Raw genomic sequence first — 21,972 nt, forward strand, 5'->3', positions numbered from 1 at the left:
ACCGACACCATCCTCGAACTCAGCGCCTAACCCAGCACCGAAGGATCACGAAGCGGCTACACCACTACCGGGGACTTGACCGTCGACGGGGAGCTTCTTGCCCAGACGTATTACCGGCACGGCACGAGCCAGCTGACAGATGTAACATTCGCCAACGGCCAATGGAGCACGCTGGGCTACGACCGACATGGGCGGCAGATCTCCGCGGACTTGAGGGACACCAATACAGAGTTCCCCAAGGACACCCACGTCGCGACTCGCAGCCCTGCCGGCCGCATTACCGAACTGGCGAGTTTTGAGGACGGAGACAGCCTGTTCCCCGACCTCCGCGGTGCGGAGATCCACTACGACGGCGCTGGCCGCGTGATCGAATGGCACGGCCCCGACGGCATCGAGCGCTATGGGTACGACGAGGCTGAGTGCGGGTTTGCACTGGCGGGCAGGAACACCAACCGCACGAGCGTCTCCACTCCCGCGGGAACGCGCACCTACTGCTACGACGAAGCGGACCGGCTCATCAAGGGGGGGAGCGCAGATGCCTTGCAGTATGACGACCGCGGCAACACGCTGGCGACCGGCTGGGACAGATACGCATACGACGCCACAAGCCGCCTCATCGCAGCCTTCAGCGACATCAAAGACGGATACACGGAGTACACGCGCGACCCGGTACACCGCGTCGCGCAGCGCGTCTCGTGGCGGGACGGTGCGCAAACCACGGCCGTCTATGGCTACAGCGGCTTCGGCGAGCACGTGACTTTCCTCGCCGACACCGCCGGCAGGGTCATCGAGCGGTACGTCTCTCTCCCCGGCGGCGTTCGCGTCACGCTGTCGGGCGGCACGCAGCGCTGGGCGCACGCGGATCTTATCGGCAACGTCGCGGTAGTTCTCGACGAACACGGAGACCTGGTCTCCGAGCGCGCCAGCTACAACCCCTGGGGTGAAGGCGCACCCCCGCGCTCTCAGGACGGCACAGCGCAACCGGGGTTCCTCGGCACGGACGGCAGGCTGACCGACCTCGTCGACGAATTCGACCCCATCATCGACATGGGCGCACGCACCTATCACCCTGAACTGGGCCGTTTCCTCAACGTCGACCCCGTGGTAGGCGGCTGCGCCAACGACTACGTCTACGTCTACGGTGACCCGATCAACTCCTCCGACCCCAAGGGCACCTTCAGCTGCTGGAAAGACGGCGTCGGCTGGGCACTCAGCGTGGCTGCGCTCGGCCTCGGTATAGCGTCGCTGGCAGCCCTCGGCCCGGCAGCGTTCGCGCTCGGCGCCGGTTCCCTGCTTTTGGGCGGTGGCGCGGCCTTGCTCGATATCGACGCCTGCTTCGCGCGAGGCAAGGGAGACTCCTGCGCTCTGTTGGGGATAGGTCTCGCGAGCATCGGGCTCGGCGCCGGGGGAACGCTGCTGCGACATTGGAGCGCCGGAACGCTCCTGGGCCTGGGCTCTGCGGCCACCGGCACACTCCCCGTGCTCGCGCCCTTCCAGGGGTCAGGCGGCCCCCGAGGGTCCGGCGGCCGTGCCGGGACGAGATGCTAGACGAGCAACGGATATCTCCCCCTGCCGCGCCATCGCGTCGCCTGAAGATCTGGAAGCCCGAAGATTTCGACCGGACTCCCCACTCGCCCTCAATAGATGGGATCCCCATGGACCCTAAATACGACTGGCTCATCCCCCAATTGCGCTTCTACGGGCGCGCGCACACACGCGCGCTCGAAAAGCGCCTGGGCCCCATCGCCATGAATCACTATCGAACCGCGCGGAGATTCATCACCCTCGGCGTGTTTCTCCATCTCGCTCTGTTCGCTTTGGGTGCTCTACTGATCATTGTCGTGCCCTGGTTCACTGGGGACGTCGTCGTCGTGTTCGTACTAATTCATCCGATACCGTTTCTGGCTGCCTTGGCGATCAGCTATATCGAGTTCCGCAGAGCCCGACTCCGCGCCGGTGAGTTCCACGGCCTGTCCCGACAGGAATCCCTCCGCCTGAAAGTCATCGCCCCGGAAGACTTCGACGACACACTGGAACGCGCCCTCAGACGACGCCGCTGGCGAGAGACTCACCACGAAGAACACGAAGCCGGCTACATCTGAACGAGCCACCAGCGCATCGTCGAGCCCGGTTCCACCCCCTGTGAGGGGCCGGCCACTGGCGTCGTGAGCCGTCGCCTCACCGGGCTGCTATTCGACGGGCACGCGGGGTCGACCGGGAACCACGCCCCGCTCGGCCTGCACCTGCGCGATCGTCGTCTCCAGACGCGGCGGACGCCCCGTATCGAAGAACACCGCTTCCGGACCATAGAACCCCGGATCGAACAAATCGATACCCAACGCCCGGCAATACCGGCCCACCATCTCCGACGTCAACCGATCCCGCACCCGACGCGCCCCATACTGCTCCGTCTCCTCAAACGGCAACACCTCCCCCCACTCATGCCACTCCCAACGACTCTCGAAATGCGCCGCCACATACCGCACCAACCGCTCACTCGGCTCACCCGGCCGATACAGAGCGAACTGCACAGACCCCAACCGCCCACGAGGATTGGCCTTGCCCCACTCATGACGCTCCAACGTCACCACCACCGAACGCACCCCCAGCCGCTGCGAGATCACCGACGTCGGCGGACGCGCGTCCGTCCCTCCCCGGGCGCAGTCGAAATAGGCCGACCACTCCCCGGCAGCCACCCATACCTCACGCGGATAAGCCCCCTGGGTCAACGGCTCCAACCGGTTCAACACCGCCGGAAACCCCTCCGACGCACGCACCACACGCACCGCATCCCCATACAGATCACGCCGCCAGCGCTCATTCACCTCCGCCACCCGCTCCAACGGCGCATTCACAAACCCGATCGCCGACGTGACCGGCCAATACGCATCATCCAACAACGATGTGAAACTCAATCGACAACCTCCCATTTCGCATCTCCGCACGGATCGTTCGCCTGGATCCGCTCGACGTGCCCGGGGCCGCGGCGCGACCCATCCCACGGGCCGACGGGACGGACGTGCGCGTGTCGGCCCCGGCAGACGCCACCAGCCCCACAGACCCGCCAGACCGCACGCCCACGCTCGCGTCCCATCCCACGGGCCGGCGCGACGGATGTGCGCGTGTCGGCCCCGGCAGACGCCACCAGCCCCACAGACCCGCCAGACCGCACGCCCCGTCACCAGCCCCACAGACCCGCCAGACCGCACGCCCGTCGGACCGGACGCGCAGCCTCGCCGGGTCACCGGAGGGGGCCGCCGTAGCGGGAGGTCTGCTCGTGGACGCCCCAGGCGAGGGCGCCGGTGAGGTGGCCGTGGAAGGTGCGGCAGGCGGCCGGGGTGGGGCGGTGCGACCACGAGTGGCCGGCGAGCAGGACGACGTCGCCGTCGAGGCAGACCCAGAGCGACCAGCGGCGGCGGTCGCGGTCGTGGACGGCGGTGAGCGTGAACTCGTGGGCGCGGGCGAGCGCGCGGGCCCCGTCGCGCTGGGCCTGCTCGGGATTGGCGAAGTCGACGGCGCGCAGCGCGACCGTGATCCCGTTCGCGCCGAGCACGGCCCAGGTCACGCCGTGGGGGCGGGCGCGGCGGACGGGGATGTGCGGGGCCTCCTCGTCGAGGGCGGGCGCCATCGCCAGCACGGCCTGGCGAACGCGGTTGCGGCCGGCGTAGCGCTCGGGCTCGCGGGCGGCGTCGAGCAGCACCAGCCGGCGCCCCTTGCGCAGCGAGGGGTTGGGCGGGGGCACGTCGATCCCGCCGGTGCGTCGCGCGCCGTCGAGCAGGATCGGCTCGGGAAGCTCGTCGCGGTCCCAGCGGTCGCCGGGGCGGTCGTCGCCGAGGGGGACGATGGTCATGAGCGGGCTCCTTCCCGGGCGGGGAGCAGCGTCACCAGCCGCACCTCGTCGCGGTCCCAGTAGCAGGTCTGCAGGATGACGGCGGCGTCCATGCCGGCCGTGGCCTCGCGGGCCGACTGGCCGGGGTACCCGTCGCGGCTGCCGGTGACGACGTAGACGCCGTCGAGGCCCTCGCCCGCGAGCCGTACCCGATCGCCATCGACCAGGTCGAGCACGACGTCGCCGCCGCAGTGGTTGTGCGCGCCGACGATCGGCGCCACCGCGCCGCCCAGGTCCATCCGCACCCACAGGCACGCGTCCAGCTCGTCCTGGTAGCCGCGGGTGTCGATCCCGATGCGCAGCTCGCCGGCCGCCACATCGGGGCTCGCGGGCGCGGGGGGATCGGCGGGGGCCTGCCCGGGCGGGCGCGCGCCCGGGGCGGCGGGATCGGCCGGATCGCCGGGCGCAGAGGACTCCGAGGGAGCGGCGGGAGCGGCGGGGCCGGCGGCACCGGCGGGATCGGCCGGGTCGGCGACCTGCTCGGGTGCCTGGCTCGGGGCGCCCGCGGGCAGGGCGACCGCGACGATCTCGGCCCGGTCGGTCGCGAGCGCGGCGTCGGACGCGCCGGCGGCCGCGGGGGTCGACCACGCGGGCGGCCCGGACTGCAGGGCGAACGCGAGCGCGCCCGTGCCGAGCAGCGGCACGGCGACCGCGGCGGTCGCGAGCGCCGTGCGCAGCGCCGCCCACACCGGGCGTTCGCGGCGCGGCGCGGGCGCGAGGCCGGGCGCGGGCTCGTACGCGTGCTGCTCGGGATCGATCCGCGCGCTCATGTCAGCCCGCCCCCTCGGCCCACGCGGCGTACTGGTTCGCGGCGGCGGCGACCGCGTCGACGTACTCGTCCAGGTGGTTGTAGCTGAACACCGCGGCCCGCCACCCCTCCACCGAGGTCATCGGACCGGACGCGCAGAGGTACCGCGCCGCCGCCAACGCCGCATCATCGATCTGGTTCGGGTCCGCGATCCCGTCGCCGTCTCCGTCCGCACCCCACCGCGACCACGTCTCCGGGATGAACTGCATCGGACCCACCGCGCGGTCCCACACCGTGTCGCCGTCCCATGCGCCGCCGTCGGTGTCGCGGATCGCCATGACTCCGTTGCCGTCCAACGGGACACCGAGGATCCGGGGCAGCACCCACCCGTCCTCCCCGACCACGGCACCACCGTGAGATCCGTGGCCCGACTCGATCCGCCCGATCCCCGCCAGCGTGTTCCACCCGATCCCGCACGAAGGCTGCTCCGCCGACACCGTCAGGTGAGCTGCCGCGTACGCCACCAGCGCCCGCTCCGGGATCCCCGTCGCCGCCGCCATGCCCGCGGCCCATTCCGGGTCGATGCGCGACACCGCCGACGAGGCCGCCGCCGGGGTGCCCGTCGCGTTCGAGGCACCGGCATCGGCGGAGGCACCCGTCGTGCCGGCCACCGTGACGTCCGTGGCCACCGGGGCTCCGCCCGTGAGTGGCACCATCGCCGCCGCGGCACGCTCGGGCACATCCAGACCCGTGTGCTGCACCAACACCCCCGCACCGACCACGAGCACCGCGATCACCGCGAACAAACCGAAACGCCCCGAACGTTGCCCGGAGGCCGGGCTGAAGGGGTCGGGGGTAGAGCTCGGTTTCGACTCGCTCCGCTCGCTCAACCCGTTTCGACTCCGCTCCGCTCCGCTCAACGAGCAAGGGGCGGGCTCCGCCGGCGCGCCGCTCGAGGAGTCGGAAGACACCGGTCGTTGAGCGGAGGCCGCGTCAGCGGCCGGAGTCGAAACCGACACCGAACTCAACGGGGCCGGGATAGAACCCGGTTTCGACTCGCTCCGCTCGCTCAACCCGTTTCGACTCCGCTCCGCTCCGCTCAACGAGCAAGAGGCGGACTCCCCCGGGGCGCCGCTCAACGAGCGACGCTCGGATTCGCGGCGCTCGCGGCGGGTGGCGGGCGCGGTCACGGGGTGCCTCCGCGCAGGGCGGCCGGCTCCTCGGCGCCCGGGGGCGCGGGCGGCGGGGTGTCGGTCGGGGTGGGCGACGGCTCGACGGGCGCGGCGGGCACGCGCAGGGTCACCGTCACGCCCACGCTCAGCACGGCGCCCGACGCGGGCTCGGTGGCCGTGACGACGTCGGTGGGCTGCGCGTCGGGCCGGGTGGTCCCGACCCCGAAGCCCGCCGACTGCAGCAGCGCGGTCGCCGCCGCCACCGTCAGTCCCGACACGGGCGGCACGGTGTTGCGACCGCTCGCGACCGTGACATCCACCGCCGTGCCCTCGGGCACGCTCTCACCCGCCGCGGGCCGCTGACCGAGCACCCGGTCGGCCGCCTCGGGGGATTCGGTGCGGTGCACCGCGCCGAGCCGCAGCCCGGCCGCCGCCAACGCGGCCTCGGCGTCGGCGAGCGTGCCGTGCAGCGTCGGCACGGCGAGGGTCACGACCTCGGGCTCGAGCTCCGGCTCGGGCTCGACCGTCGTCGGCTCGGCGGGCGGCGTCGGGCTCTCGGTGGGCGTCTCGGTCGGGGTGGGTGTGGCGCTGGCGGTCGGGCGGGGGGTCGGCGTGCCGGCCGCGGTCGGCTCCCCGAGCGCGGACGCGCCCCACACACCCGCGACCGCGAGGCCGATCACGGCCACGACCGCGGCCAGCGCGAGCGGCACCGTCAGGTCGGGCCGCGTGCGGGCGCTGCTCGCCTCGGACTCGGCGTCGGCGCCCGGCTCCAGGTAGCCGAGGCCTTCCGCGGCGCCGAGGGGCAGCACCCGGGTGGCCGGGTCCGGCCCCTCGGCGGGGGCGGCGATCGCCTCGGTGAGATCGTCGCGGGCCCGCGGATCCGGATCGGGGGCGTTGAGCGGATCCGCGGGGGTCAGCAGCGCGACGGCCTCGGCGAGGGCGAGGCGGAACTCGCCCGCGTCGCGGAACCGCCGCGCGGGGGTCTTCGTCATGGCCCGGGTCACGATCCGGTCCAGGGGCCGGGCGCCGGGGGCGAGGGCGGAGGGCACGGGCGGGGGCGCCGACACGTGCGCCTCGAGGATGTGCGCGACCGTGTCGCGCGGGAACGGCGGCTGCCCCGTCAACAGGAAATACAGCAGCGCCCCCGCCTGATACAGGTCGCCCGCGGCTCGCACCGGCAGGCCCTGCGCCTGCTCCGGCGACATGTAATGGGCGTTGCCGAGCACCAGCCCGCCGTCACCGCGCTCGGCGCGCAGGATGTCCTGCCCCAGCGCGTCGCGGCCGGTCGCGTCCGCGAGCCCGAAGTCCACCAGCCGCACCTGGTCGGCGGTCACGGGCCGGTCGACGGTCGTGCCGCGCAGCAGCACGTTCTGCGGCGACACATCGCGGTGCACGAGCCCCACCTCGTGGGCGGCGGCCAGGCCCGCCAGCACCCCGGAGACCACCGCGGCGGCCTCCGCCGGCGGCAGCGGCCCGGTCCGCGCCACCCGGTCGGCGACGCTGCCGCCGTCGACCAGGTCCAGCGCGATCCACGCCATCGTCACCCCGCCGGCATCGTGCAGCCCCGACCCACGGACGGCGGCGATGTTCGGATGCCGCAACCGCTCGGCCTCCCGGGCCTCCCGCAGGAAGGCGTCGCGCGCCCGGTCGTCCGAGCACAGGTGCGGGTGCAGCACCTTGACCGCGACGGGGATCGGCTCGCCCCGCTCGTCGCGGTCGCTCAGGTCCTCGGCCGCGTACACCGACGCCGAACCGCCGACGCCCAGCAGGTCTCCGATCCAGAAGCGCCCGCCGAGCAGCTCCCCGAGGTGGTCGCTCATCGTGCCTCCCGTCCACAGCCCCGGCGCGCGCGCCGATTCCTCCACACCCGCGGAATATCGCGAATTCTTGCGGCCCCGCCCTGGCATCGTGGGCGCCGTCTCCCGACAATAGAAAGGTGATCGCCGTGACCGAACCGCAGGTATGGACGCTCATCGCCGTCTTCGCGGCCGTCATGCTCGGCAGCATGACCCTCGTCACCAGGCTGACCGGCCGCGTGCTCACGAGCGCGATCGACGGCGTCCGCTCCGAGATCAGCGGCCTCCGCGGCGAGATGAACGCACGCTTCGAGGCCGTGAACGCCGAGATGGGCGCACGCTTCGACGCCGTGGATGCCCGGTTCAACGCCGTGGACGCCCGGTTCGACGCCGTCGACGCCCGATTCAACGCCGTCGACGCCCGGTTCGACGGCGTGGAGCGCCGCCTCGACGGCGTCGAGACCCGCCTCGACCGCGTCGAGACCCGCCTCGACCGCGTAGAGACGCGCCTGGACGGGATCGACGCCGACGTCACGGCCCTCACGCGCCGCGTCATCGGCGACGACACCGCCTGACGCGCGTCCCCGCACCATCCGAGTACGTGAAGCCGGCACGCGCCGTCCCCGAGGGGCGCACACGCCTCCCGATACGGTCGAGAGGGTCAAAACGGTCAAAGCCGAAGATCCAAAAACGTAAAGTAAAGACGGCGTAATCGGTAAACCAGAGGCGTGGTCGTGATCACCACGGGCGAACGGGCCTATCGTCGTGCCAACGGCGTCGCCGTGGTGCCCCTGGCGCTGCTCGGTCCCTGACCATAGCCGCTGGCCGCTCATCGGTCGGCGCCTTCCGGGTCCGGGGCGTCGGCGGTGTCCTCGCCGCGTGCGGCGAGGCGGCGGTAGCTGGCCCGGCGCTGCACGGTGACGACGGCCTTGCGCGTCACGAGGCCGCCGACCGCGAGCGCGGCGGCCACCAGCACCGCCGGCCACAGCCACGCGGGGGGCTCGGCGCGCTCGCCCGTGTACTCGTACGCCGCCGGTTCGGGCGCCGCCGGCTGCGACGGTGCGGGCTCGGCCGGCTCCGGCGCGGGCTCGGCGGGTGCCTCGGGCTCCGGCGCCGCCGGCGCGGGGCCGGCGGGCGCGGGCTCGGCGGGCGCCTCCGGCTCGGCCGGCGCCTCGGGCGCGGGAGGCTCCGGGGCGGGCTGGTCGGGCGCCGCCGCGACCGAGCCGGGGCGCTGCGTCTCGGCGGCTTCGCGGATGCCGCGGGGCAGGTCGGGCGCGGGCTCGCGCGGCTCGGGGCGCGGCACGTCGGGGTTGCCGACCATGTCGAACACGTAGGCGCCGATGAGGTAGCCCGGCTGGGCCTGAGTGGGGTTCGTCGCGATCACCACCGCATAGCGGCCGTTGGGGAGGTCGCGGGGCACCGTGTAGTGGAAGACGATCTCAGTCGTCCCCCGGTAGACGCCGCCGATGTCATACCCCTCCGGCATCAGGTACGCGCGGTGCGTCGCATACTGCGAGGGGACGTCCTCCGACTCCAGCTCGAACCACAGCTCCAGCCGCTCGCCGCCCTGCAGCTCTCCCACGCGGCTGTAATCGCGGCCGCTGTTCCTCTCCGTGACGCCCATCTCGACCACGCCCGCCCAGTCGAGCGTCTCCGTGGCGGCTGCCGCGGGCGCGGCGTGCAGCGCCCCGGACAGCATCGCGAGCATCACCGCGCCCCACAGCGCGACGCCCCGCCGCCCGGATCGCCGCCCGGATCGCCGGCCCGTGCGGGCGCGTGAGCGTCGCCCGGGGGTGGGGGCCTCCGGCGTCGTTTCCTCACGTGCCCGCATCGGTCGCACCCGTCAGCCGAAGCGGCCGTTGACGTAGTCGTAGGTGCGCTGGTCCTGCGGCTCGGAGAACATCGCCTCCGTGTCACCGTGCTCCACGATCGCACCCGGCGTGCCCTGCGCGGCCAGGAAGAACGCGCACTGCTGCGACACCCGCTGCGCCTGCTGCATGTTGTGCGTCACGATCACGATCGTGACCTCCTTCTGCAGCTCACTCATCGTCTCCTCGATCACCCGCGTCGACGTCGGATCCAACGCCGAACACGGCTCATCCATCAACAGCACCTTCGGCTTCACCGCCAACGACCGCGCAATGCACAACCGCTGCTGCTGACCACCCGACAAACCACCACCCGGCTGACGAAGACGGTCCTTGACCTCTTTCCACAGGCCCGCCGCGGTCAGGGAACGCTCCACGATCTCGTCCTTCTCATCCCGCGACGCCCGCTTCCCCGTGAGCTTCAACCCCGCGATCACGTTGTCGTAGATCGACATCGCCGGGAAGGGGTTGGGCTTCTGGAACACCATCCCGATGTGCTTCCGCGCATCCTGCAGCTTCTTGCCCCGGTCGTAGATGTCCTCCCCGTCCAGCAGCACCTCCCCCGCCAACGACGCCGACGGCACCAGCTCATGCATCCGGTTCAGAATCCGCAGGAACGTCGACTTCCCACACCCCGACGGACCGATCAACGCCGTGACCTGACCCGCCTCCATCCGCAGAGACACCCGCTCGAGCACCTTCCGCTCCCCGAACCACGCCGACACCTCCCGACCCTCCAGAGCCGACAGCGACGCCGCCGGCGCCTGCGGCACCAGCGCATCGAACGGCGCCGAGGCATCCCCGGCCGCAGGAGCCACCGGCTCGGCATACCCCACCGGCGCACCGGCGCCGGCACCGGCACCAGCACCGGTCTCCGCGGGAGCGGGCGGCACCACCTCCGGCGCGGCGGAACGGGCATCCGGCGCTCCCGAGCGGCCGCGGCGGGCGGGCAGCACCTCGGTGATGTCGTCGGCGAGCGGGGCGGTGGCCCCGGGGGCGCCAGCGGCGCTGACGGGGCGGTAGGCGCCCGCGGGGTCGTGGACGGGCGGGACGGCGGTGGTGACCGTGGGGTCGTTGGGCTGAGTCGTCATGATGCGGAAGTCCTCGATGGATCGGGTTTCACAGAAGGTTGGGAAGGGCGTTCATCACGACGTCGGCCGTGGCGACGCCGAGCGCGACGATCACGGGCACGCCGATGAACCACGCGTGCCAGCGGCCCCAGTTGCGCCACAGCCACCACATGGCGCCGCCGGCGGCGGCGAAGAACACCAGCACGAAGAACGCGATGAACCACGCGCCCGGGTCCTGGCCCATGGCGCGCTCCTGCGGCGGCAGGGCGGGGTACGACATGACGCGCGAGGGCGTCAACTGCACGTCGCTGACCAGCTCGGCGTCGACGTGCAGCACGCCGGAGGGGAACAGCGCCAGGCCGTCGGCCGTCTGCAGCTCCAGGCGGCCGCCGCTGGTGAGCGGGGCCGGCAGCGGGTCGCCGGCGCGACGCAGCCCGAGCACCCGGAACGTGTGGGTGCCCTGGCCGTTGGTCACGACGATCTCGTCGCCCGGCTGCAGCCGGTTGAGGCCGCCGAACGGCGCGCCGTACGTCGTCTGGCGGCCGAGGATCACGGACGTGCCGCTCTGCCCGGGCATCACGGTGTCGCGGCGGTGGCCGGGGCCGTTGCGCAGGGTCTCGGCGGTGGTGCCCTCGCCGACGACCTCGCGCAGCCCGATGGCGGGGATCTCCAGCAGCGCGACGGGCGTGCCGACCGGCACGAGCTCGCTCTCGCCCTCCTCGTCGACGATCACCTGTCCCGTGGGCACGGTGGCCAGCGCCAGCGCGGTGCGCAGCTCGTCGTAGGCGAGCTGCTGCGCGCGGAGGTGCTGGAACGCCGAGAACACGGTCGCGTGGGCGACGAACCCGAGCAGCAGCAGCGACACGGTCAGGATGGTCGCGCCGACCCACCACCGGGTCTGGCGCGGCGCGAGCCGGCGCGGCGCCTGCGGCAGCCCGCCGCGCACGCGGTCGGGCCGCGGCGGGCGCGGGGGCCGGGGCGGGCGGGCGCCGCGCAGCGGCGAGCGGCGGCGCTCGATCACCTGCGTCACGGCCGTCTGGTGCGGCGGCGCGTCGCCGGGGCGCGGGCCGTCGCCGCGCGTGGGGGGTGCGGTGGTGCGCGCCGCGTCGGGGACGGACACCGGGTCCGCCGCGGGCGCCGCGGGCGCGACCGGGCGCGCGGTCGGGAGGGTCGTGTCGATCGTCATGCCGTGGCCTCCGGGGTGACGGCGCGCATCGCGGTGATCGCGCTGTAGGCGCCGTAGAGCACGACGCCGGTGAGCAGGATGCCGCCGGCCCACCACGCCCACGTCGGCACGCCGAACGCGTCGTCCTCGCCGGCGGAGTCGGGCGCGCCGACCAGCATCGAGGCCTGCGCGATGCGGTCGCACCAGCCCGTGAACTGCAGCGTGTGCGTGCCGGCCCGCGTGTCGTCCGGCACGGGGAACTGGGCGCGCACGGTGCCCTCGTCGTCGGCCGAGAACGTGCCCACGAGCTGCGGGTCGCTGAACAGCACGACCTGCACCTGCTCGCCGGGCTCGAAGCCCTCGGCCGTCGCGGTCGCGCGCTCGCCCGGCAGGTACACGCCGTCCTGCAGCGTCGCCTCCTCGCCGGATGTCGCGGGCGCGGCGGGCAGGGGCGGCTCGGTCGGCGTGCACTCGGCGGGCGCGTCGGGCCCCGGATCGGCCGGGGTGTTCGTCGCTCCGGCGGGCCGCGGTGCGGGGGCCGGAGCGCCCGGACCGGCGGGCGCGTCGCCCGGGGGCGTGTCGCCGGGCGCGTCTCCGGACCCGCCGCCGGGGGTCTGCGCGGGCGGGGCGGGCGGCGCGGGCGGAGGCGCCGGCTGGGACGGGGTGGGCGAGGGCGTCGGGGCCGGCACGACGACCAGCACGTCGCGCTCCTCGGCGTGCGCGGCGACGGGCCCGCCCAGCAGCAGCGCGCCCGCGCCCAGCAGCACGGCCAGCGCCGCGAGGGGGCGGGAGCGAGCGGATCGGGTGCTCATCGGGTGGGGGGCCTCTCGGTGGGGGGACGGGGGTGCGGGCAGCGGCTGCGCCGACGGGGGCGCGGGCACGGGCGGGAAGGGGGTCATGCGCGGTCCCTCCGGCTGCGGCGCCGCATCGAGGTGAGCAGCAGCGCCGTGCCGATCGCCGTGACGGCCGCCGCGCCCCCGATGATCCAGAGCGTCGCGTCGCCCCCGGTGGGGTTCAGCGCGGTCGATCCGCCGTCGCCGCCCGGGCCGGGCGCGGGATCGTCGGCGGGATCGCCGGTCGGCTCGGGCAGCGGCGCGGGCGGATCGGTCGGGTCGGGGGTCGGGTCCGGCGTCGGGTCGGGGGTCGGGTCCGGCGTGGGATCGGGGGTGGGGTCGTCCGTGGGCACGGGGGTGGGCACCGTGATGGTGATCTCGGCCTCTCCGGCGGGCGCGGCGAGCGCGGGGCCGGCGGGCGCGGCGATCAGCAGCGCCGCCGCGAGCAGCGCCGCGGCCCCGGAACGAAGGCGGGTGCGGGTGGCGGTCATCGGACGGGCTCGCTCTCCTGCTCGGGCGCGGACGGGTGGGACGGATCGGTCGCGGGTCGCGCCGTCGCCTGCTCGGCGGCGTGCTCGGCCGCGGTGCGGGCGCGCTCCTCGGCGCGGACGCGCTCGGTGTACGCCGCGAGGTCGGTCGCGAGGCGCGAGCGCGCGCGGCGGCGCAGCCACACCACGAGCGCGGTGCCGCCGCCCAGCACGACCACGATCGTCAGCCAGGCCCACGGCACGGCCCACGCCGTCGTGGACAGTCGGGTGGGCTCGGGCATCTCGTCGGCCGAGGCGGCCGTGCCGTCGCCGGGCACGGGGGTCACCTCGAGGTCGGCGAACATCAGCAGCAGGGGCGGGATGCCGGGCAGCTCGGCGGCGACGTGGGCCGACTGGCCGGGCACGATGTTCTCGACCGCGGGCAGCGTCCACGCGCCGAAGGAGATCCCGAACGGGCCGGTCAGCTCCACGCGCGGCTCGGCGCTCAGGCGCGTGTTGCCGCCGTTGACCACGTCGAAGCCGAGGCGGCCCGTGCCACCCGCGAAGGGGTTCCAGCCGCCGTCGTAGCCCGACACCAGGCCCGTGACGGCCAGGCCCGGCGACAGCGGGCCGTCGACGCGCAGGTAGATGCGCGTGCCGGCGTGCACCTCGACGGGCGTCGAGATGCCGCCCTCGCCCGCGCGGGTGGTCGTGTAGATCGCCGCGATGCCGCCCGCGTGGTCGCCCGGGGTGGCGTCGTGCGGCACGGTCAGGCGGAACGGGATGTTGGCGCGCTCGCCCGGGCGCAGCGAGACCTCGACGCCGAGCTCGTCCAGGCACGCCGCGGCATCCGGCGCGTCCGCGGGGCACGTGGAGGCGCCGCCGCCCACGGACGTCCACGCGCCGACGTTCTCGGACGACACGCTGGTGCCCACGAGCGTGAACGCGCCCGTGTCGTAGTCGGTCATGCCGTCCTGCGCCACGACCCGCAGCGACACGTCGGCCGCGGAGGAGTTGGTCACGCTCACCCAGTCGCTGATCTCGGTGCCCGGCGCGACGGTGTACTCCAGCCGCTCGCGCCCGTCGGGCCCCTCGGCGGTGCCCGGCGCGATGCCGAACGTCACGTCGCTCTCGACCGCGGTCGCGGGCGCCGCTGCCGCGCCCAGCACGAGCGCGACGAGCACGCCCGCCGCGACGCGCCACGCGGCACGCCCCGGGGTGGGGGCATCCGCCCGTACGTCTCCACCGCTCGTTGAGCGGAGGCGCGACGCCTCTTCACTGCTCGTTGAGCGGAGGCGCGAAGCGCCGGAGTCGAAACGGGTTGAGCGAGCGAAGCGAGTCGAAACCGGGTCCGACCACGGGCGGGCGTTCGGGGTCATGGCGTGCTCTCTCGTTCGGGGGAGGCGGGGAGCGGGTCCGCGCGGCGTGGGTGGCGCCGTGCGGACCCGCCCCCGGAAGGGATCAGATGAGGATGAGCGTCAGCTTCGACTGGTACTCGCCCGCCGGGGTGTTGGCCGGCACGGTGAGCTCCAGGTCGGCGTCCACCACGGTGGCGACGCGGGTGCCCGCCGTGGCGCTGCCCGTGGCGAGCGTGCGGCTGGCCGACAGGTCGGCCTTGGCACCCGCCGTGGCGTTCACGCCATCGGGCGACGAGACGACCTTGGGCTCCCAGTTCAGGTGCCACGCCGAGATCGTCGCGTCCTGGCCGGCGAAGTCGTCCGCACGGCCCGAGAGCGTCCAGTTCTGGGCGCCCGCGTTGCGGCGGTCGTCGTTCACCGTGACGCCGCCGAGCGACGCCTCGGCGATCCACGCCTGACCCTCGGCGCGCGCGCCACCGGTCAGGGCGATCGAGGCCGGGCTGACCGAGATCGACAGGCCGGACGGCTCGTCGGGCGCGTCGACCTCAGGCACCTCCACCAGGATCGGCGGAGTGACCTCGTCCTCGGGCGCCGCCGCGGCGTCCGTGCGGATCGTGATCGCGGTGCTCGCGGAGCCCGCGTGCGTGGCGTCGCCCGCGTACTCCGCGGCGAACGAGTAGGCGGTCTCGGGCGTCAGGCCCGTGATCGTCGTGCGCGCGATGCCCTCGACCACGGGCACCGGGTCGCCCGCGGGCTGCCCGTCGCGCGTGAACTGCACCGTGCCGGTCGCCGCGGCGGGCTCGACGGTGGCCGTCAGCGCAACGCTGTCGGCCGTGACCACGCCGATCGCGACCGCCGTGGTCGTCTCGATGAGCTCGGCCGGCGGCTCGGCCGTCTCGTGGATGGCCTCCCACGTCCAGTCCCAGTTGTTGGATCCGGTGCGCGTGAACCGGACGGGCACGCTGAAGTAGTACGCGGCGTCGACGATGGAATCCGCCCCGACCGGGTTCGGCGACGTCGCCGGCTCGCATGTGACGACGTAGCTGGCGAGCCCCTCCTTGAAGTTCGGCGCGGGGAACGATGCCGACCACCAGCGGCCGCCGGCGCGCGTGCCCTCGCGCTCCATGGGGTTTCCATCGAGTCCCGTGCCGGCGAGGCCGGTGGTCGCCCGCGTGATGAGGGCCGCGGGGTAGGCGGTCGACTCCGTGCCGTCCGCCCAGAAGAACTTGTTGCGGGACATTCCGTCGGCATCGGCGGGGCAGCCGCGCTCGGTCGTGATGCGGGTCGGGCCGGTGCCTCCGCCGCCGACGCCCGATGTGGGCTCGAACGTGAGTGCGCCGAGGCGCTGCCCCTGCATGATCTGGGTCAGGCGCTCGGTGGTCATGCCGGCGGCGTCGTCCGCATACGCCGGGGCGGTGCCGGCGAGGCCGGCGACAACGATGCCCGCGGCGGCGAGCAGCGACAGGCCCGCGCGGCGGGCGCGGGTGAGGGATGTCATGGTGATCCGGGTTCCAATCTGTGAGGGACTGCGGTGGGAAGGACCGGCGTCGCCGCCGGGGCGGGGCGCCCGTGGCCGGGCGCCCCGGGTCTGTCAGCCGTCCACGACGCCTCGGCGCATCAGGAACGGGGTGAGCGCGAGGCCCGCGGCGCCGGCGAGCAGCGCGCCGCCGAGGGCGGCCTGCCCGGGCACGCCGACCGCGGCGGTGACGTCGGCATCGGCCGGGGCGGCGGCGGGGTTGGTGAGCGGGCCGCCGTCGAGGCCGCCCGCGTCGGCCGCGCCGGCCGCGCCGGCCGCGCCGCGCGCCGCGGCCGCGCCCCCGCCCGCACCGTCGCCGCCGGCGTCGCCGCCGGCCTCGGCCGGCGCGTCGCCCGGGGCGTCCGGGGCGGGGTCGTCGAGCTCGTCGGCCGTGGTGCGCAGGCGCTCGGCCAGCTCGCGCGCCTGCTCGCGCTGCGCGCCGGTGAGGGGCACGTACCCGGGCGGCAGGCCGCCGCGCTGGCCCGTGATCTCGTTGCCGGGGCCGGCGACGTAGTCGAGCAGGTGCGCGTAGTCGCGGCGCGCGTCGGCGTCGAGCGAGAACGAGTTCAGGTTCACCGCGCCGTACACCGTGGTGGCCAGCGGGTACGCGCCCGGCGGCAGCCGCTCCATGTCGAGCACCGCGATGCCGTCGTCCGCGGGCTGCTGCGCCGCCGCGCCCGCCGCGACGGTCTCGGGCGTGTACGGCACGAACTCGCGCGCCCACCGCACGTCGTCCTGGCCCGTCTTGCGCGGCAGCGGGTGCCCGAGCTGCGCGACGTCGAGGTGGTACAGCTCGGCCATCGGGGCGAGGGTCGCGCCGAGGACGAACCGGCCGTTGGTGGTGCCCGGCACCGCCTGGGGAGCGGCGGGGTAGAACCGGCCGGTGAGCTGTCCCGGCCCGTTGCTCAGGTTGGGGTTGTAATCGTTGTGCGTGCGCTTGTCGACGCGCGCGACCCGCAGCGCGTTCTCGGCGAGCGACTGCGAGTACGGGTTGAAGCCCAGCGCGTCGATCTGCCTTCCGTCCGTCAGCGTGGCGGCGCTCGCCGCGGTGGGCGCCTTCGACTGGTCGGCCACGGGGAAGGTGTCGATCGGCTGGCGCGACAGGTCCACCTCGTATCCGCCGCCGGTGCCGTCCAGCTCGCGCGGGGGAGCCTGCGGGTGCCCCTCGGGCAGGTAGTAGGGGTTGATGCGGTTCCCCCACGGGTCGGGCTCGCCGCGCAGGAACGCCACGGCGTCGGCGTCGGCCTGCACGTACTCCCACAGCAGCCGGATCGCGTCGTCGCCCTGCGGACCCGACACCATGAAGGCGTTGCGAGCCGAGACCCCCCTGAGGCCGGGGGCACTGGGGTTGCCGAGGGCGATCCACTCCGGGTCCGTGACGATCGTTTCCGTCCGGAGCACGGCCGACGAGCGGCCGTCGTTCTGGTTGGTCGCCGAGGGGGTGAACCGGTACGGCGTGTGCGTGCGGTAGGACTGCGTGAGCAGCTTGGCCACGAGGCGGGGTGTGAGCCGCACGTCCCGGTACAGCATGTTGCCGAAGTCGCGATGGCTCTCCGCGAGGAACGCGATCGTGACGGCCGAGTTCGCCAGCGGCGCGTAGGCCAGGTCGGTGCCCTCCAGCAGCCACTCGCCGTCCTCGCCCAGGTTCTCGGGGGTCGCCGGCCGGGAGACGCCCGCGAAGTCCACGGCGCCGGCGACGAGCTGTTCGCGCACGAGGTCGCCCGAGTTGGTCGCCAGGTTGAACGTCGCGCCCGCGTCGCCCGCGCACAGCCGCGGCTGCCACGAGCTCATCGCCTGGGCCAGCATCTCGCTGCCGACCACGCGCCGCTCGGCCGCGCCGGGCGGGCAGCTCTCGTACGGGTTCTCGAAGTCGAGCGGGATCACGACCCGGTTGTCCCAGAACGTGCAGTCCTGGTCGATCGGCGACCGTCCGGTGTACTCCTGGTACTGCCCGAACGGCGTGTGCAAGCCCGTGTTGTTCGACCGGCAGGCGTCGGAGCCGGGCCGGTTGCCCGAGTGCTCGCCGCGCGGCACGATCACGAGCCAGCACCGCTCCCCCAGGCCGCTGCGCGGGTCGCCGCAGCCGAGGTAGGGCTGGGCGGCGGCCGACTGCACCCGGAACGGGAACTCGGTCGTGCCGTCGGGCTGGATGGGCTGGAAGAGCTCCTCGTTGGTCGTGGAGGGGCCGAAGAACGCCCCCAGGCCCCGGAAGTACTGCACGCGGCCACCTGCCGTCGTTATGGGCTCGGGTTCGTTGACCTGGTTCGTCACGGCGCGGAACCTCGGGTACTCCCCGGCCTCGACCGGTCCTCGTCCCTCGCCTCGACTGGTGATGTTCCCGGCATTGTTGAGCACCTGGCTCATGCCGGCGGGCATCACGCTCGTGCCGCCGTGGGCCCCCTGCTCCGCGTCGTTGAACCCGCCCCACTGGCACGTCTCGTAGAAGGCGGGGTCGGTCGGGTCGCCCCAGCACTGCATGGCCTGCAGGAAGTGCCGCCTCGTGCTGCTGGGCTGGCGCTCGGTCGGCTTCATCCCCCGCGCGCGCACCGTGACGGCCTGGTCGATGAGGCCCTTCGTCTGGTCGACCGTGATCTCCAGGTCTTTGAAGTCGTTCCAGTGGCCCGAGCCGTCGGCGTTGTCGACCATGTGCGCGCGGTCGGGCTGGTACCGCTGCAGCTCGGGGTCGTTGCCGCCGGCCCATTTCACGGTCACGGGCGACGCGGCGGGCGTGGTCGCCTCGGCGGGGGGCGCGCCGAGGATCAGTCCGGAGCCGGCGACGGCCAGCACCGCGGCGGCGATCGCCGTCGCGCGCTGGAGGCGGGAGCGGGCGGGGGTGGACACGGGGCGTCTCCTTGAGGGGGATCGGAACGGGGATCGGGGGGATGGACGAAGCGGCATCACGCGCGGCGCGGCGCTCACGGGTCGACGGGCAGCGCGGCGCGGCGGGCGCGGCGGCCGAGGAACGGGGGCAGGGCGGCGGCGGCCAGCAGCGCGGCGCCCGCGGCGGCCATCGCGAGCCACGCCAGGCCCCAGTCGGCCACCGCCACCGCCTGCGGCGTCGCGGCGACCGTCACCGGCGCCGCGTCGGCGGTGATCACGGCCGCGTCGCCCACGCCCGCGCCGCCGACGCCACCGGCCGCGGGCCCGCCGGGCCCGGCCACGTCGTCGGCCGCGTCGCCCGCCGCGCCGCCGCCACCGGCACGGCCGCCCTCGGCGCCGCCGCCCGGACCCGCGCCGCCGCCGGCACCGCCGGAGCCGCCGCCGGAGGCGTCGGTGCCCACGTCGCGCGCGCCGCCCGTGCCGGTGAGGCACTGCTCGGGGCCGCGCCGGTCGCACTCGGGCGGCATGGGCGCCTCGTTGGCGAGGCGGTTGCTGCCGTCGGGGCTGAACGTGGGGTTGTTGCAGTCGTTGATGCCCTTGATCACGGGGTCGCCACCGGGGATCTTCTGGATCTGCTGCTGACCCGCCTGCACCAGGTTGATCGGCAGGGGGCTGTAGCCCAGCACCTCGGCCTGCTGCTGGCCCTCGCACAGGAAGTACGCGCCGAAGTCGGCCAGCGTGCGGCCCTTGTCGAGCGTGAAGCCTGACTCGAGGCGCGTGGGCAGGATGATGTACGAGTAGCTCGACAGCGGGTACGCGCGCGGGTCTTCGTTGATGTACACCTGCGACAGGTCCTGCGTGAGGTAGTCGATCGAGTTCTGGTCCTCGTTGATGCGCGCGGCCAGCAGCGCCACGGCCACGTTGTGGTGCGTCGGCTCCGAGTAGTAGCCCGCCCTGTTCAGCATCTTCACGACCGGGAAGCGCGCGTTGAGGGCGTACGAGTACTCGACGAACGTGATCGAGCCGACCGCGTGGCCCTGGCGCACGTAGCCGGCCACGCCGTTCGCGCCGGCGCGCGACTGGAAGCCGCTGCCGGGGATCACGGGGTAGTTCGACGTGATGCCGCAGTGCCCGTTGATCAGCGGCCGGCCCACCGCGTGGCAGTACGCGTCCCAGATGTCGGGGTGCTCCTGCCGCATCCACATCGAGAACTGCGCCGACGTGCCCGAGCCGTCCGAGCGCACCACGGGCACGATCGGGATGGCCGGCAGCGACAGCGCGGGGTTGTCGGCCTGGATCTCGGGGTGGTTCCACTCCTTGATCTGGTTCGTGAAGATCTTCGCGATCACCTCGCCCGACAGGCGCAGGTTGGTCACGCGGCGCCCGCCGATCTCGAGGTTGTACATGAACGCCGTGCCGCCGGCCACGATCGGCATGTACGCGAACCCGCGCGGGGGCCGGGAGTCGGCCTCGTTGGAGTTCTGGATCGCGTAGGGGATCTCGCTGACGCCGAAGTCGGCCGTGCCGTTGCGGAAGTCGTTGCGGCCCTGCGTCGATCCCGACTCGCTGTACGTGATGCGCCACTGGTAGTTCGACCACACGTTGCGGATCCACTGCTGCAGCGCGTTGGCCGACCAGGTCGAGCCCGAGCCGACGATCGGCGCGTGGATCTGGCCGACGCCCGCGGTCACGGGCGACGCCTGGGCGGGCGGCGCGGCGGCGGCCGCGCCGCCCAGCACCGTGACGGCCACGCCGACGAACGCGACGAGCAGGCGCGCGCGGCCCCAGCGGGGGGCGCGGGTCGTGCGGCGAGCGCGGAAGGGCCGGAGGATGCGGGGCGAGGTCATCGTGCTGCTCCCAAGCGGGTTCGGGGGTGACGGCGACGGGAAGGGGTCGGGGCGGGGGCCTCGGTGGTGGCCGGGGCGGCGGCCCGGGTGGCGGGGGCGGCGCGGGTGGCGGCCGGGATCATCCGGTGCCTCCCGGCGGTGCCGGGCGCGGCTCGGGGGCGGCCGGCCCGGTCGTGCCGAGCGCCCGCGCGGCCTGGCGGGCCTCGAAGCGCTCGAGGTCGTGGAAGCTGAGGCGGCGGACGCGGGCGAGCTGGCGGGGCGAGAGGATGCCGGCGCCCTTGCCGCCGATCAGGCGGGCCAGCAGGAACAGGATGAACACCAGCACCATCAGCACGGCCGCGGCGCCGAACCCGCGCGTGATCTGCGTGACCTCGGGGCTCTTCACCAGCGTGAACGTCGCCAGCGGCAGCGACGTCATGGGGCCCGAGAACGGGTTCGTGTTCAGGTAGGGCGTGTAGCCGGAGGTCAGCAGCACCGGTGCGGTCTCGCCGATGCCGCGCGCCGTGCCCAGCACGATCGCGGTCATCAGGCCCGACTTGCTGGTCGGCAGCACCACGCGCCACACGGTCGCCCACCGCGAGGCGCCCATCGCGTACGACGCCTCCTTCAGGGTGGCCGGCACCAGGCGCAGCACCACGTCGGCCGAGCGGATGATGATCGGCAGGATCATGATCGTCACCGCCAGCGCCGCCGCGAAGCCCGACCGGTCGAAGCCGAACGTCAGGATGAACGTGGCGTAGATGAACAGGCCGCACACGATCGACGGCAGCGCCGTCATCGCCTCGCACACCGTGCGCACCACGCGCGTGAACGGCGAGGGGAACTCCGACATCATCACGGCCGTCAGCAGGCCCAGCGGGATCGAGATGGCCAGCGCGATCGAGATGATGATGAGCGTGCCGAGCGCGGCGTGCGCCATCCCGCCCAGCGTGAGCGGATCCAGCGGACCGGCCGACGACAGGTCGTTGACCCAGAAGTTCAGCCTCAGGAACGCGTCCGACCCGCGGAACAGCGTGAACACCACCACGACCGACAGGGCCAGCAGCAGCAGCACCGCCGCCGAGTGGATCACGACCGCCCACACGCGGTCGACGACCGTGGTGAGGTCGTCGTCGAACAGGATCAGCGCGACGAAGAAGAACAGGAACAGCGCGTACGCCGCGAGCGTGAACACGATCGGGCCCTGCCACGGCAGCACCTGGGTCGTGGCCCACCAGGTCGTGGCGAGCGCCGCGGCGGCGGCGCCGAGCGCGCGGAAGACGTCCTCCCGCCGCACGCGCGACAGGTTGCGGCGCGACTCGGGGCGGGTCGGGTGCAGGCGGCCGTCGCGGCCGACCACGCGGGTCTGCGAGACCTTGCCCGGCAGGGTCGCGCGGCGGCGGGCCGGGTCGGTGACGATCGTGGGAGCGGTCATGGGCGGCCC

At 73.9% G+C, this 21,972-nt stretch carries 18 protein-coding genes; 3 read left to right on the forward strand and 15 right to left on the reverse strand.

Annotation, left to right across the window (positions count from 1 at the left end; all coding sequences use genetic code 11):
* The first annotated feature begins 75 nt into the window (after positions 1–75).
* Together IEX37_RS15225 and IEX37_RS15230 are read left to right on the forward strand one after the other, a co-directional pair.
* Positions 76–1,548, forward strand: coding sequence for an RHS repeat domain-containing protein (locus IEX37_RS15225; RefSeq protein WP_188757228.1), 1,473 nt, complete (start codon positions 76–78; stop codon positions 1,546–1,548).
* A gap of 107 nt (positions 1,549–1,655) precedes the next feature.
* Positions 1,656–2,102, forward strand: a complete 447-nt coding sequence (locus IEX37_RS15230; protein ID WP_188757229.1) for a hypothetical protein — start codon at positions 1,656–1,658, stop codon at positions 2,100–2,102.
* An 87-nt stretch (positions 2,103–2,189) separates the two neighbouring features.
* Here the strand turns inward: IEX37_RS15230 and IEX37_RS15235 are convergent, their stop codons facing one another.
* The 5 genes from IEX37_RS15235 to IEX37_RS15255 all read right to left on the reverse strand — a co-directional run bounded on the left by IEX37_RS15235 (position 2,190) and on the right by IEX37_RS15255 (position 7,629).
* Positions 2,190–2,915: a hypothetical protein gene (locus IEX37_RS15235; protein WP_188757230.1), complete on the reverse strand. Its 726-nt coding sequence runs from the start codon at positions 2,913–2,915 to the stop codon at positions 2,190–2,192.
* A 326-nt stretch (positions 2,916–3,241) separates the two neighbouring features.
* Entirely contained in the window at positions 3,242–3,850 is a 609-nt protein-coding gene (locus tag IEX37_RS15240; RefSeq protein ID WP_188757231.1) for a hypothetical protein, read from the reverse strand.
* A complete protein-coding gene (locus IEX37_RS15245) occupies positions 3,847–4,659 on the reverse strand; it encodes a hypothetical protein (protein WP_188757232.1) in 813 nt (270 codons plus the stop codon). Before IEX37_RS15245 ends, IEX37_RS15240 begins: the two co-directional genes overlap by 4 nt.
* A 1-nt stretch (position 4,660) precedes the next feature.
* The gene (locus tag IEX37_RS15250) at positions 4,661–5,434 is read right to left on the reverse strand and encodes a lytic transglycosylase domain-containing protein (RefSeq protein WP_229663315.1); all 774 of its coding nucleotides are present in this window, start codon (positions 5,432–5,434) and stop codon (positions 4,661–4,663) included.
* Between the two features lie 389 nt (positions 5,435–5,823).
* Complete coding sequence (locus IEX37_RS15255; RefSeq protein WP_188757233.1) at positions 5,824–7,629, reverse strand: protein kinase domain-containing protein; 1,806 nt, start codon at positions 7,627–7,629, stop codon at positions 5,824–5,826.
* Between the two features lie 125 nt (positions 7,630–7,754).
* On the opposite strand from IEX37_RS15255, the gene IEX37_RS15260 reads away from it, so the two are divergent.
* The gene (locus tag IEX37_RS15260; RefSeq protein ID WP_188757234.1) at positions 7,755–8,180 is read left to right on the forward strand and encodes a hypothetical protein; all 426 of its coding nucleotides are present in this window, start codon (positions 7,755–7,757) and stop codon (positions 8,178–8,180) included.
* Positions 8,181–8,434: 254 nt separating this feature from the next.
* Here the strand turns inward: IEX37_RS15260 and IEX37_RS15265 are convergent, their stop codons facing one another.
* The 10 genes from IEX37_RS15265 to pstA form a co-directional block, all read right to left on the reverse strand.
* Positions 8,435–9,313, reverse strand: coding sequence for a hypothetical protein (locus tag IEX37_RS15265; protein WP_188757235.1), 879 nt, complete (start codon positions 9,311–9,313; stop codon positions 8,435–8,437).
* A 135-nt stretch (positions 9,314–9,448) separates the two neighbouring features.
* Positions 9,449–10,222: a phosphate ABC transporter ATP-binding protein PstB gene (gene pstB, locus IEX37_RS15270; RefSeq protein ID WP_229663316.1), complete on the reverse strand. Its 774-nt coding sequence runs from the start codon at positions 10,220–10,222 to the stop codon at positions 9,449–9,451.
* A 370-nt stretch (positions 10,223–10,592) separates the two neighbouring features.
* A complete protein-coding gene (locus tag IEX37_RS15275; protein WP_188757236.1) occupies positions 10,593–11,729 on the reverse strand; it encodes a sortase in 1,137 nt (378 codons plus the stop codon).
* Positions 11,726–12,520, reverse strand: a complete 795-nt coding sequence (locus tag IEX37_RS15280) for a hypothetical protein (RefSeq protein WP_188757237.1) — start codon at positions 12,518–12,520, stop codon at positions 11,726–11,728. The genes IEX37_RS15275 and IEX37_RS15280 overlap by 4 nt, the downstream gene beginning before the upstream one ends.
* Before the next feature lie 83 nt (positions 12,521–12,603).
* A complete protein-coding gene (locus IEX37_RS15285) occupies positions 12,604–13,032 on the reverse strand; it encodes a hypothetical protein (protein WP_188757238.1) in 429 nt (142 codons plus the stop codon).
* Positions 13,029–14,192, reverse strand: coding sequence for a hypothetical protein (locus IEX37_RS15290; protein WP_188757239.1), 1,164 nt, complete (start codon positions 14,190–14,192; stop codon positions 13,029–13,031). The genes IEX37_RS15285 and IEX37_RS15290 overlap by 4 nt, the downstream gene beginning before the upstream one ends.
* 277 nt (positions 14,193–14,469) lie before the next feature.
* Complete coding sequence (locus IEX37_RS15295; RefSeq protein ID WP_188757240.1) at positions 14,470–15,864, reverse strand: Ig-like domain repeat protein; 1,395 nt, start codon at positions 15,862–15,864, stop codon at positions 14,470–14,472.
* A 93-nt stretch (positions 15,865–15,957) separates the two neighbouring features.
* Entirely contained in the window at positions 15,958–18,723 is a 2,766-nt protein-coding gene (locus IEX37_RS15300) for a hypothetical protein (RefSeq protein ID WP_188757241.1), read from the reverse strand.
* Positions 18,724–18,797: 74 nt separating this feature from the next.
* Positions 18,798–20,549, reverse strand: coding sequence for a phosphate ABC transporter substrate-binding protein PstS (locus IEX37_RS15305; RefSeq protein ID WP_188757242.1), 1,752 nt, complete (start codon positions 20,547–20,549; stop codon positions 18,798–18,800).
* Between the two features lie 118 nt (positions 20,550–20,667).
* Complete coding sequence (gene pstA, locus IEX37_RS15310; protein WP_188757243.1) at positions 20,668–21,963, reverse strand: phosphate ABC transporter permease PstA; 1,296 nt, start codon at positions 21,961–21,963, stop codon at positions 20,668–20,670.
* Positions 21,964–21,972 lie beyond the last annotated feature (9 nt).

Source organism: Microbacterium album (assembly GCF_014643695.1).
Taxonomy (GTDB): Bacteria; Actinomycetota; Actinomycetes; order Actinomycetales; family Microbacteriaceae; genus Microbacterium; species Microbacterium album.

Excerpts from the sequence above, each read along its gene's own strand:
- pstA (WP_188757243.1), bottom strand. The coding sequence starts at position 21,963 with ATGACCGCTCCCACGATCGTCACCGACCCGGCCCGCCGCCGCGCGACC.
- IEX37_RS15280 (WP_188757237.1), bottom strand. The coding sequence starts at position 12,520 with ATGAGCACCCGATCCGCTCGCTCCCGCCCCCTCGCGGCGCTGGCCGTG.
- IEX37_RS15240 (WP_188757231.1), bottom strand. The coding sequence starts at position 3,850 with ATGACCATCGTCCCCCTCGGCGACGACCGCCCCGGCGACCGCTGGGAC.
- IEX37_RS15265 (WP_188757235.1), bottom strand. The coding sequence starts at position 9,313 with ATGCTCGCGATGCTGTCCGGGGCGCTGCACGCCGCGCCCGCGGCAGCC.
- IEX37_RS15230 (WP_188757229.1), top strand. The coding sequence starts at position 1,656 with ATGGACCCTAAATACGACTGGCTCATCCCCCAATTGCGCTTCTACGGG.
- IEX37_RS15275 (WP_188757236.1), bottom strand. The coding sequence starts at position 11,729 with ATGACGATCGACACGACCCTCCCGACCGCGCGCCCGGTCGCGCCCGCG.
- IEX37_RS15295 (WP_188757240.1), bottom strand. The coding sequence starts at position 15,864 with ATGACATCCCTCACCCGCGCCCGCCGCGCGGGCCTGTCGCTGCTCGCC.
- IEX37_RS15305 (WP_188757242.1), bottom strand. The coding sequence starts at position 20,549 with ATGACCTCGCCCCGCATCCTCCGGCCCTTCCGCGCTCGCCGCACGACC.
- IEX37_RS15285 (WP_188757238.1), bottom strand. The coding sequence starts at position 13,032 with ATGACCGCCACCCGCACCCGCCTTCGTTCCGGGGCCGCGGCGCTGCTC.
- IEX37_RS15245 (WP_188757232.1), bottom strand. The coding sequence starts at position 4,659 with ATGAGCGCGCGGATCGATCCCGAGCAGCACGCGTACGAGCCCGCGCCC.
- IEX37_RS15255 (WP_188757233.1), bottom strand. The coding sequence starts at position 7,629 with ATGAGCGACCACCTCGGGGAGCTGCTCGGCGGGCGCTTCTGGATCGGA.